This window comes from Paratissierella segnis (assembly GCF_014385195.1).
Lineage (GTDB): Bacteria > Bacillota > Clostridia > Tissierellales > Tissierellaceae > Paratissierella > Paratissierella segnis.
On sequence record NZ_JACRTG010000029.1, the window covers coordinates 126,929 to 138,708 of the forward strand.

Here is an 11,780-nt window from a genome sequence, read left to right on the forward strand (position 1 = left end):
ACCATTAACATCCTTATTCCACAAGAACAAATCTCTATTGCTTACAGACAGCATATTAACTGTATAAATGATAAACTATTGATTCATATGGTCTTAGAAGTATTTTTTTATAACAGATAGGAGAGTCCTTATAATTTGAAATCAGTATCTTTGACTTGAAATCATCAAAATCCAATTCACTTGGCAGCTCAAAATATGTTTCTCTTTCGTAAAAATTGTTAATTGCCAACAATCTTTCACCCTTATATTCCCTGATATATGCAAAAATATCTTTATGCTCCTTCAAAATCATCTTGAAACTGCCATAGGCAATGATGTCATATTCTTTTCTTAAGTCAATAAGCTTTCTATAGTGCCAAAATATGGAGTCCTCATCATTCAATGAATTTTCCACATTTATCTCCTTATAATTTTGCGATAGGTTTATCCACGGTGCATCGGTTGTAAAACCGGCACTTGTATTAGAATCCCACTGCATAGGAGTCCTTCCATTGTCCCTTGACTTGGAACCGACTATTTTTAATATCAAATCCTCATCTATTCCATCCGCTTTCATTTCATTATAGCTATTTATAGTTTCGACGTCTCTATAATCATCAATGCTGTCAAACTTGGGATTTGTCATACCAATTTCTTCCCCTTGATAAATATAAGGTGTCCCTCTCAGCATATGAATGGCAGTAGCCAGCATCTTGGCTGATTCCTTGATGTACTTATCATCATTTCCAAACCTTGAAACCACGCGAGGCTGGTCATGGTTGCACCAAAACACTGCGTTCCATCCATTGCCCTCTTGGATTCCAACTTGCCAATATTCAAAAATTTCCTTTAATTTTAGAAAGTCAAAATCCATAAGAGTCCACTTTTCATTATCCTTGTAGTCAACCTTCAAATGATGAAAATTAAAAACCATGGACAGTTCTTCTTCCTTTGGATTCGAATATCGTATACAATCTTCAAGAGTTGTCGACGACATTTCTCCAACAGTTATAATATCCTCGTATTTGCCAAAGGTGTTTTTGTTTAATTCCTTAAGATATTTGTGAATATCAGCTCCATCAGTATAAAGTTTTCGACCGTCACCATTCAAATCATCTTCAAATACTTTAGGCTTTGAGATTAAATTTATTACATCAAATCGAAAGCCCTTTACCCCTTTATCTATCCAAAAATTCACTATTTTATATATTTCTTTTCTTAAATTCTCATTATCCCAATTCAAGTCTGCCTGAGTCACGTCAAATAGATGCAGATAATATTGATCCTGATCTTTTACATATTGCCAAGTTGAACCGCCAAATTTTGAAATCCAGTTGGTAGGTTCTTTACCATCTTTGGGCTCTTTAAATATATAAAATTCTTTGTAATATTCATCCCCTTTTATAGCTTTTTTGAACCATTCATGCTCTATGGATGTGTGATTAAATACCATATCGAGCATTATATCCATACCCTTGTCATTAGCTTCCTTGACCAGCCTTTCAAAGTCGTCCATGGTGCCAAATAAGGGATCTATTTTTAAATAATCTGCGATATCATATCCGTTATCCCTTTGCGGGGATATATAAAATGGTGTAATCCAAATATAATCAACTCCAAGCGTCTTCAAATAATCCAACTTTTGAGTAATTCCTTTTAAGTCTCCTACTCCATCTCCATCTGAATCTTTGAAGGATTTTGGGTATACCTGGTAAACCACACTCTTTGCAAAATCTTTCATGTCCTAACTCCTTGTCATACAGCCTCTTGTTTTTTATTCATCTTTGTCTTTGAAAATACTACGGTTAATACAAATGGGACTACTATTGCTATTACCATTGCTATAGCAAATTTAAGCATATATTGTGGCTGAATAGACAATATCCCCGGTAACCCACCAACTCCTATTGAATTTGCCATGACATTTGTGCCAACGGAAAATACTGCTGCAATTGATGAACCGATCATAGCCGCTAAGAAAGGATAAATATATTTTAAATTTATTCCAAACATCGCAGGCTCTGTTACTCCTAGGTAACATGAAATTGTAGCAGGAATTGAAACCTGTTTTTCTTCTTCATTGTCCTTATTCAGATAGATCATAGCAAGTACTGCTGAGCCTTGAGCAATATTGGATAATGCAATCATTGGCCAGAGATTGGTTCCATTAAATTCGCTCATCAGCTGAAGGTCTATAGCATTTGTCATATGATGAAGTCCTGTGATTACCAAAGGAGCATATGCAAATCCAAATATAGCTGCAAAAAGCCATCTCAATGTGGAAGTCAGCCCTTTATATACTATATTGGATATAAAGGATCCAATAGCCCAACCAATAGGTCCTAAAATAATATGAGCTATTAAAACTGTTGGCACTAAGGAAAGTAATGGTACCAATATCATGGAAATAGATTGAGGGATCACCTTACGCAATTTTAATTCCGAAAATGAAAGCAAGAAACCTGCAAGCATAGCAGGTATAACCTGAGCTTGATAGCCTATCATCTTAACTTGCGCAAAGCCAAAGTCCCAGAACGGAGCTGCTTCACCGCCTGCTACACCATAAGCGTTTAAAAGTTGCGGAGAAACCAATGTCAATCCCAATACTATCCCCAAAATTTGAGTTGTACCCATTTTCCTGGAAATAGACCAAGTAATGCCTACAGGCAGGAAGTGGAATATTGCCTCTCCAATAAGCCATAGAAAATGATGAGCTCCCGCCCAAAATTGTGATACTTCAACCAAAGCCTTGGTGCCGCCTTCCAACATTTTAATATCGCCAATTACATTTCGAAAACCCAGAATAAGTCCTCCTACTACTATTGCCGGAATCAATGGAGCAAATATTTCTGCCAAATGAGCAATCAAATTTTGCAATACATTCATATTTTGTCTTGCAGCTACCTTTGCTTCATCCTTACTTACACCTTCTACACCTGAAATTTTCGTAAATTCATTGTAAAAAGTGGCTACATCATTTCCAATTATGATTTGAAATTGCCCTGCTTGTGTAAATGTTCCTTTAACTGACTTGATAGCTTCTACTTTCTTTATATCCGCTTTTTGTGCATCATTTAGAACAAAGCGCAATCGTGTTGCACAGTGAGATACAGCCGAGATGTTTTCTTTTCCGCCAACTGCTTCAAGTAATAATTTTGCATCGTTAGAAAAATTACTCATGATAATACCTCCTTTAAATTTTTACATGTACGTATAGGTTAATTTTATGCTAACATATACGTACATGTATTGTCAAGCAAATCATGAAAACATTTTCTTACATTTTATGCCAAAATTTCGCCCATTTTTGCCATCTATCAATTGTAATTTTCATCTCTAATATGATTATACTTTGAATCCCCTCTTTAATCCCCAAAGCTCGACCTAAGCAATCTTTTATCTTTTCAATTGTGAATTGTGAATTGTGAATTGTTCTTATCTTTTCATCTGGCTGTCATCTGCCTTTTCATCTTCTCTAATGCATTTGTCTTGGTATTTACTATCGTCCTATATGTCACACCCATTCTCTTAGCTATTTCAGGTATCGAATACCCTTCAAAGTAGAAATATATGATTACCTCCCTTTGCCTTTCTGTCAAAGACGCTAGAGCATATCTTATTTCTTCCAATTCTTCTGTTTTTAAAATCTCTTCCAATATCTCCCCATCTTCAGACTCCAATACATCTATCAATTCCTGATCTTCATCTTCTCCAATGGAAGTGTTGAGAGAAAGCGTAATTTTTTCTTTATGCTTATTCAAATATAAAAATTTGAGCTTTATCTTAACATATCCTAAAAAATACACCCCTTTTGATTCATCATAATCCTTTATACATTCAAGCACAACAAGTCTGCCTTCTTGAATCAAGTCATCATAATCCATAATTTTGTTATAATATCTTCTTATAGAAGAAATTATCAGTGGATTTAATTTCTCAATTATCAATTGTGTACTTTTAGTATCACCTTCCCTTGCTTTTGCCAATAAATCATCTAATTCTTTATACATATTTCCTCCTAATAGAGGCTAGCCTTTTTTGTTATTCCTAGGTAAGGTGAGTATATAAAAATCTTTAAAAAAATAGAAAAATAAAATTTAAAAGTCTTCGAACATACGTTCCCCTTTCTTGATTTATTTTCCCTGATAATGGCTGAATACTATTTTGAACATTATCCAATAATATAATTAAATACTAAAATGGAGGTTTTTTTAATGGATAAGAATAATTTAGACCAATTGAAAATAGCAGATATATCTGAAAATGAATTGAAGCAAGTCAAAGACTTAGAGGGTCAATTGGACGATAAATACTATATAGTAGCTTTTGAAAAAGAAGAATAAAAAAAGGTTATGCCATTATTTGTGAGTAGATACAAATAGTGACATAACTTTTATAACCTGAGATCCTTCGATAGCAATGCTTATCCTGCTCGTCTCAGGATGACAACAGCAGTGATTATTCTGCCCCTTAGATTGCCAACTGTATTTCTATCCACAAAGCTCGGCCCCAGCAACTCTTCACTCTTAGTTCTTCACTCTTAACTATCTTTAAAACCGGAGATCCTTCGAAAGCAGTGCTTATACTGCCCAGCTCAGGACGACCCAAGGGTCGATTGTGATTTGTGATTTGTGATTTGTGAATTGTGAATTGTGAATTGATCTTTAATAGTGGCTTGCTACATTTTTAAGCATTTCAATTATTGGTAGATTATACGGACATCTGCTTTCACATTCACCACATTCTATACAATCACCGGCATTTACTTCAAAAGAACTATATCTTGCTATAGCCCAATCCTGTAGATTATATCTTGTGTAATAAGCATCTATTGTAAAATTCAAGGGAATATCTATTCCAACAGTACAAGGTGCACAGTAGCCACATCTCCTGCAAAATTCAGTCCCCAATCCTGCTGCTTCCTTTTCCAATAATTTTCTTTCATCATCGCTTAGCTTCCTAAGTTCGTTCCCGGCTTTTGCATTTTCAATTACCTGTTCAACTGAATCCATACCCGGTATAACAACGGAAATATTTGGATTTTCCAGTATAAATCTCATAGCAAGTTCTCCATTTGAAAGTGCTCCGCCTGCCATAGGCTTCATTATAATTACACCCATATTATTTTCCCTAGCCTTTTCAAATATGGGCTCTCCTTGTCTTTCAACAGCATTGTATGGAAATTGAATTGTTGAAAATTCACCTGTATCTATGGCAATGTCCAATAAATCCGCACTATGACTGGTGATGCCGATTTCTTTTATTAATCCTTTTCCCTTGGATTCCTTTAATGCTTGTAAAGCTCCGCCTTCTGCCAACACTTTGTCCAATGTTTCCTTGTCAGCAATATTATGAAATTGAAAAAGGTCTATATAATCAGTTTTTAATAGTTTCAAGCTCGTATGCAATTCTTCAAGTATTCCATCATAAGTTCTATTCATGGATTTCGTAGCTAATATAAATTTATCCCTTCCCAATACTTCTAAAGCATGCCCAATCAATGCTTCGCTTTGCCTATATCCTCTTGCCGTATCTACAAAATTTATTCCTTGATTTAGAGCCTCTTTCAAAAGTTGAACAGCAGTATCTTCATCCACTCTTTGAATTGGAATACCGCCAAATCCTACTATAGATACTTCATAATTTGTTTGCCCAAGAATTCTTTTTTTCATCATATGCCTCCAATATTTTCTTCCTTACTGTATTTTATTATACTTAATAGACGAAAAAAGGCAACTAAGGGAAAGCCCTAATTTACATGCAGTTACTGCCTTTCTATCCTCCAAATAATTCTACCAAAAATGGCTATACCGGGTAATGCCGATATCAATATTAAAACTAGATTACCTATAAGAGTATTTCCAAATACTCCGGATAATAATGTATATATTATAGTAATAATCAATGCCATAATTATTCCAGCTAAAATATATTTGCACAATTTCATAAACATATCCTTCCATAGTATAAATTTGAGCTTAAAATTCAAACTGCATATTCCATAGATGGCTGTTATAATTACAGATAAGGAAGTACCTAACGCTATGCCCTTCGCACCTATTATCTTAATTAATAAGTAATTAAGAATGACATTCATTACCAATGACATTATTCCAAATATAATTGGCGACTTTAAATCACGGATTGCATAAAATATCCTTATCAGCAACAATATCATGCTAGTCCCAATAATTCCTATAGCATAATATCGCAAGAAACCCGCCGTAATAATTGTCGCATCATATCCGAAATCTCCTCTTTCATAGAATAACCTGACAATAGGCACTGACAATGTTATAAGAATTATAGCCACAGAAATAGCAATTAGTGCTATTATTTTTAAGCTATCATTTATAGTCTGTTTCAAATTCTTGTACTCATTATCATCATAGTTTTCTGCAAGAATAGGATATATTGCAATTACAAACGCAGCAATAAATATTCCCACTATTAAGGTTATTATATCGTTTGCATAATTTAGTTGTGCTATAGTGCCTTTCTCTAGGACTGAACCCATGGTCTTATTAACGGTTAGGATGATTTCATTGATTACGATATTTATCATCACGGGTAAGAGAAAAGTAAGAGTCCCGGTAAATTGCTTATCTCTTAATGCTATATAAAATTTATATTTATAGCCATCTTTTAAACAGGCTTTATAAACTATATAAATTTGAGCTATTATCGCAATTATACCTGCTATCATTAATCCTTCCAAACCAAAATATTTAGACAAAGCAACTAAATATATTATGTATATAAGAGGATTTGCTACCCCTGATTTTGGTCCTGCTTTGAACCTATGAAGACTTTGGAGATAGCCAAGTAAAATTGCTCTTATAAACTCAAAAGTCACAATAAAAATGCCTATCCTAAATAATTTAACCCCTCTTAAAAATTCTTCTCCTACTAATCCCGGTCCATGAGCTTTAATTGCAAGTGGAGCTATTATAAATCCAATTAAAATCAAAGTAAGTGAAAGGAGACTAAAGCTGTTAATCATATTATTAGCCAATCTATTCCTTCCATCTAGACCTTCTTTTCTGTGGGATTCCTGAAGCTTCGGTACCAATGAAATTGTTAGTCCTTCGGATATTATCTTTGTCAACAGCATCGTTAAAGAAAATGCAACTAAATAGCTATCCATCTCATAGTTTGAACCAATATAATATGCCAATAATATTCCCTTAAAAAAAGTTAAAACCCTAGCAATTATTCCATAGGATACGATACTCAATACTGACTTTTTAATTTTATTCAACGTTACCATTTAATATATGCCTTTCTAAAATATACTTAACATAATTACATATTATATCAAAACAATTCACAATTCACAATTCACAATTAAAAGCGCTAGCCGTCATTCTAAATATAATGAAGAATCCCTACTATATTAGGATTCACAATAAAATGGGATCCTGCTGTTCACTCAAGGATGACACGAGCAGTGATTATACTGCCTTTGAACAATGCACAGGTCACAACTTAATTCAATTCACAATTCACAGTTCACAATTACTTGGGTAGAGCTTTAGGGTCTTTAAAGAGGAAGATCCTTGATTCATCTTATGCAGGATAATCACTGCAGGAGTCATTCTAGAACGTAGTGAAGAATCCCATGTTTGTATGTATTAAAAAATAGTAGGGATCCTAATGGGCGGATAGAGTCATCCGCCCCTACGAATGACACGAGCAACTCTTCACTGTCTTAAAACCGGAGATTCTTCGATAGCAAAAATTATCCTGTCCGTCTCAGAATGACAAGGTCGGAGATTACCTATTACTTTTTACTTATTAACTATCTTTTCTCTCTTCACTATTTTTCAACTGCTGTTCACTGTTACTTATTCACTGCTTCTCTCTTCCCTATCTTTTAATTGTGCATTGTGAATTGTGAATTGTTCGAATAAGTATTGCCTATGGATAATATAATGAAATGAGCCGTACTATATAAAAGCTATAAGACAAAAAAATCAAAAAATCGCATAATTTAGTATTAAGTTTGTCAATTTTTAGAGTATTCGATTTTCTTCTTGTAATTTTCGCTTGAATCTGCTAAACTAATAAAAAATGTACTAATATTAAAAAATTAAAAAGGGGGAAATTTTTAATGAGCAAGAAGTTTTTTGTGCTTATGAGCATATTATTAGTTGCAGCGATGGTTTTTACAGGGTGTAGTAAACCTGCAGATGCACCTGAGGTAGCAACTCCAGACGCACCAACAGATGAACCAGCACCGGAACCAACAGGAGAAAAAATCCTAAGGGCTAATAACGCCAGCGAACCTGGATCCTTAGACCCGGCATTGGCTCAAGGAACCCATGAATCATGGGTATTAGACCACTCCTTTGAAGGTCTTATGAAGCTGGACCAAGAAGGACACGTTGCATCAGGTATGGCTGAAGACTACAAAATATCTGATGACTTTTTAACTTATACCTTTACCCTAAGAGATGGTATTAAATGGTCAAATGGTGATCCGGTTACAGCAGAAGACTTTGAATTTGCTTGGAAGAGAGCTATTGACCCAGAACTTGCAGCTGATTATGCTTTCCAAATTGCAGACTATGTTAAAGGCGGAAATGCATATCTTTCAGGAGAAGGTTCACTGGATGACGTAGCAATAAAAGCTTTGGATGATAAAACATTGGAAGTAACATTAGAAGCTCCAACAGCTTATTTCTTAGAATTAACTGCATTCTATACTTATTATCCGGTTAACAAAAATGTAGTTGAGGCTAATCCTGATTGGGCTAAATCAGCTGATACTCATGTATCAAATGGACCTTTCTACTTAACGGAATGGGAACATGATGCAAGCCTAAAGATGAGAAAAAATGATAACTACTATGACGCAGACAAGGTACACCTTGATGGTATTGATCTAACAATCATCGATGATGAAAATACTACATGGCAAGCATATGAAGGCGGAGAATATGATTTATTATTACCTATCCCTCAAGCCGTAGTAGCAAAGATGAAGGACGAAGGCAATCCGGAATTAGTCCTAGGCGGAGAAGTTGGAACATATTACTTCAACTTAAATAACGATGTAAAACCTTTTAACAATGCTAAAGTAAGAAAAGGATTATCATATGCATTGGATAAGGCTACAATCACAGATAAGATTGCTCAAGGTGGTCAAATGCCCGCTGAAGGCGTTGTACCATTTGGAATGTTCGATGAAGACGGCAAAGAATACAGAGATAAAGTCGGCAATTTAATCCCATATGACTTAGATCTAGCTAAAAATCTATTTGAAGAGGGATTAGCTGAAGAAGGCATGACAATTGATGATTTCAACAGCAAGGGGTTCGTATTATTATACAACACTCAAGAATCTCATAAGAAAATAGCACAAGCTGCTCAAGAAATGTGGAGAACAAATCTTGGTATCGAAATCGGACTTGAAAATGTAGATTTCCAAGTTAAGCTTGACAGAGAAAAAGCAGGAGATTACGATATTTCCAGAGCAGGATGGATTGGCGACTATATGGATCCTATGACATTTATTGACTTATGGTACAGTAAATCCAGTTTTAATGATGCAAATTACAACAATCCGAAATATGATGAATTGGTTTTAAAAGCAAAATCAACAGCAGATCAAAAGGTACGATTTGAAGCTATGAGAGAAGCTGAGAATATACTAATGGACGAAATGCCAATCGTTCCGGTATACTTCTACACTCAACCTTATGCTCAAAAACCTTATGTAACAGGAGTTTATAAACCTCTTGTAAACTATCCAAGATTAACATACGCTGATATAAATAAATAATATAAGTAATTGGGGACGGTCCTCAAACCGTCCCTTAAACAAGATTAATAGGGGGTTTATTCCCCATAGAAATGAAGGTCGGGTGAATAATTTCACATCGATTTTCTTTTTCAATTATAGAAAAAGGAGAGGTAAAATTGAAAAAGTACCTTTTAAAACGACTTGCAATGTCTATAATCACAATTTGGGCTGTAATAACAATTACCTTTTTCCTGATGCATGCAGTTCCCGGAAATCCATTTGCTAAAGAAGGTAAAATGCCAAAGGTTGTATATGACAATCTGCAAAAAAAATATGGGCTTGATAAACCACTAAGAGAGCAGTATGTAATATATTTAAAGAATGTATTGAAGGGTGACTTCGGCGATTCAATGAAATCCAGAGTTGAAACTGTAAATGACATGATAGAAAGAGGTTTTCCTGTATCGGCTCGTATAGGCGCCCAAGCATTGCTTATCGCAATAGTATTTGGTCCCGCCCTTGGAGCATTGGCTGCATTGTATCAAAACAAATTTCCCGATTATTTTTCGATGGTTCTGGCTATCTTAGGAATATCCGTTCCAAGCTTTATAATGGGGACAATATTTATCCAATTTATAGCAAAAAATGTGAGTTGGATTCCAATAGGCGGCTGGGGTACTTGGCGTCATACATTGCTTCCATCTTTAGCGCTTGCTATGATGCCGCTTGCTCATATGGCAAGACTTATGCGTTCCAGCATGCTTGAAGTTTTAGGACAAGATTATATAAAAACTGCACAATCAAAAGGAATCACAAAATCTGCCGTTATTTTAAAGCACGCAGTCAGAAACGCTATATTACCTGTTGTGTCTATCCTAGGTACTACTATCTCAAACTTATTGGTAGGTAGCTTTGTTATTGAAAAAATATTTGGAATACCCGGACTAGGATCTTTCTTTACCAAATCAATATCCAACCGGGACTATACCCTAATAATGGGTACTACAATCTTTTATGCAATTATTTTAGTAGCTTTGCTTTTTACTGTTGACCTTGCATATATGTTTATCGACCCTAGAATTAAACTTACTCAGGAGGGACGTTGATGGAAAATAAAATAAAATTAAACCCAAGCATGTTTGAAAAAGCTACATTGGAAGACAGAAATGCTGAAAAAATTAAACGTCCCAGCATTAAATATTGGCCAGATGTTTGGCGAAGATTAAAACAGAATAAACTAGCCATGGTTGGCCTTACACTGATTGTTATCATGAGTGTAATGTCAATTGTAGGTACTCATATAAATGAATTTGACTATAAAGAACAGAATTATGGTCTCATCAATCAGCCGCCTGACAGTGTTCACTGGTTTGGAACAGACGAATTGGGCAGAGACCTTTTTACAAGAGTATGGCTTGGAACCAGATACTCCTTGATCATTGGTGTACTTGCTGCAGCTATTGACTTTGTCATCGGAGTTGTATATGGCGGATTATCCGGTATGGCAAGCAGGCGAGTAGACAGCATAATGATGCGTATTGCAGAAGTAATTTATTCAATACCATACTTGCTTATTGTAATACTTTTGTCTGTAGTATTCTCTCAACAAGGGTCGGGAACTTCTATGTTTGTGCTAATCCTGGCAATGACATTAACTGATTGGGTTCCAATGGCTATACTTGTTAGAGGTCAAGTACTACAGCTTAAGGAATCTGAATACTCATTGGCATCGGAATCATTGGGCGGAACAAGGGGATGGATACTAAAGAAACATATTATACCAAATACATTGGGTCCAATACTTGTAAATGTAACACTTACAATCCCTAGGGCAATATTTGCTGAAGCAACCCTCGGATTTTTAGGATTGGGACTTCAACCACCTAGCCCAAGCTTAGGAAACTTATCAAATGATGGATTAGCAGTAATGCCCGTAGGAATATTCTATCAAATATTTATTCCGGCATTGTTTATATCCCTAATTATGTTTTCATTCAACGTATTGGGTGATGGGCTAAGAGATGCATTAGACCCAAGACTACGTAAATAAAGA

General features: G+C 35.1%; 9 protein-coding genes. 4 read left to right on the top strand and 5 right to left on the bottom strand.

The annotated features are described in order from the left end of the window. Positions 1-55 precede the first annotated feature (55 nt). The 3 genes from treC to H8707_RS12450 form a co-directional block, all read right to left on the bottom strand. Positions 56-1,720 carry an alpha,alpha-phosphotrehalase gene (gene treC / locus H8707_RS12440; protein ID WP_262430464.1) on the bottom strand — a complete coding sequence of 555 codons (1,665 nt, stop codon included), beginning with the start codon at positions 1,718-1,720 and terminating at the stop codon, positions 56-58. A 14-nt stretch (positions 1,721-1,734) separates the two neighbouring features. Beyond that, positions 1,735-3,159 carry a PTS system trehalose-specific EIIBC component gene (treP, locus tag H8707_RS12445; protein ID WP_262430465.1) on the bottom strand — a complete coding sequence of 475 codons (1,425 nt, stop codon included), beginning with the start codon at positions 3,157-3,159 and terminating at the stop codon, positions 1,735-1,737. 263 nt (positions 3,160-3,422) lie between these two features. Beyond that, positions 3,423-3,989 carry a sigma-70 family RNA polymerase sigma factor gene (locus H8707_RS12450; protein ID WP_262430466.1) on the bottom strand — a complete coding sequence of 189 codons (567 nt, stop codon included), beginning with the start codon at positions 3,987-3,989 and terminating at the stop codon, positions 3,423-3,425. 204 nt (positions 3,990-4,193) lie between these two features. Between H8707_RS12450 and H8707_RS12455 the strand changes: the two genes are divergently transcribed. Then, complete coding sequence (locus H8707_RS12455; RefSeq protein ID WP_262430467.1) at positions 4,194-4,322, top strand: hypothetical protein; 129 nt, start codon at positions 4,194-4,196, stop codon at positions 4,320-4,322. Between the two features lie 321 nt (positions 4,323-4,643). Here H8707_RS12455 and H8707_RS12460 read toward each other — a convergent pair whose 3' ends face one another. Further along, entirely contained in the window at positions 4,644-5,651 is a 1,008-nt protein-coding gene (locus H8707_RS12460) for an aldo/keto reductase (RefSeq protein WP_262430468.1), read from the bottom strand. Between the two features lie 92 nt (positions 5,652-5,743). Next, positions 5,744-7,240 carry a murein biosynthesis integral membrane protein MurJ gene (murJ, locus tag H8707_RS12465; RefSeq protein ID WP_262430469.1) on the bottom strand — a complete coding sequence of 499 codons (1,497 nt, stop codon included), beginning with the start codon at positions 7,238-7,240 and terminating at the stop codon, positions 5,744-5,746. 852 nt (positions 7,241-8,092) lie between these two features. Between murJ and H8707_RS12470 the strand changes: the two genes are divergently transcribed. The 3 genes from H8707_RS12470 to H8707_RS12480 all read left to right on the top strand — a co-directional run bounded on the left by H8707_RS12470 (position 8,093) and on the right by H8707_RS12480 (position 11,777). After that, positions 8,093-9,766, top strand: coding sequence for a peptide ABC transporter substrate-binding protein (locus H8707_RS12470; protein WP_262430470.1), 1,674 nt, complete (start codon positions 8,093-8,095; stop codon positions 9,764-9,766). A 137-nt stretch (positions 9,767-9,903) separates the two neighbouring features. Beyond that, positions 9,904-10,833, top strand: coding sequence for an ABC transporter permease (locus H8707_RS12475; RefSeq protein WP_262430471.1), 930 nt, complete (start codon positions 9,904-9,906; stop codon positions 10,831-10,833). After that, positions 10,833-11,777, top strand: coding sequence for an ABC transporter permease (locus H8707_RS12480; protein ID WP_262430472.1), 945 nt, complete (start codon positions 10,833-10,835; stop codon positions 11,775-11,777). Before H8707_RS12475 ends, H8707_RS12480 begins: the two co-directional genes overlap by 1 nt. Positions 11,778-11,780 lie beyond the last annotated feature (3 nt).

Excerpts from the sequence above, each read along its gene's own strand:
- H8707_RS12460 (WP_262430468.1), bottom strand. The coding sequence starts at position 5,651 with ATGAAAAAAAGAATTCTTGGGCAAACAAATTATGAAGTATCTATAGTA.
- H8707_RS12455 (WP_262430467.1), top strand. The coding sequence starts at position 4,194 with ATGGATAAGAATAATTTAGACCAATTGAAAATAGCAGATATATCTGAA.
- H8707_RS12480 (WP_262430472.1), top strand. The coding sequence starts at position 10,833 with ATGGAAAATAAAATAAAATTAAACCCAAGCATGTTTGAAAAAGCTACA.
- H8707_RS12450 (WP_262430466.1), bottom strand. The coding sequence starts at position 3,989 with ATGTATAAAGAATTAGATGATTTATTGGCAAAAGCAAGGGAAGGTGAT.
- treP (WP_262430465.1), bottom strand. The coding sequence starts at position 3,159 with ATGAGTAATTTTTCTAACGATGCAAAATTATTACTTGAAGCAGTTGGC.
- H8707_RS12470 (WP_262430470.1), top strand. The coding sequence starts at position 8,093 with ATGAGCAAGAAGTTTTTTGTGCTTATGAGCATATTATTAGTTGCAGCG.
- treC (WP_262430464.1), bottom strand. The coding sequence starts at position 1,720 with ATGAAAGATTTTGCAAAGAGTGTGGTTTACCAGGTATACCCAAAATCC.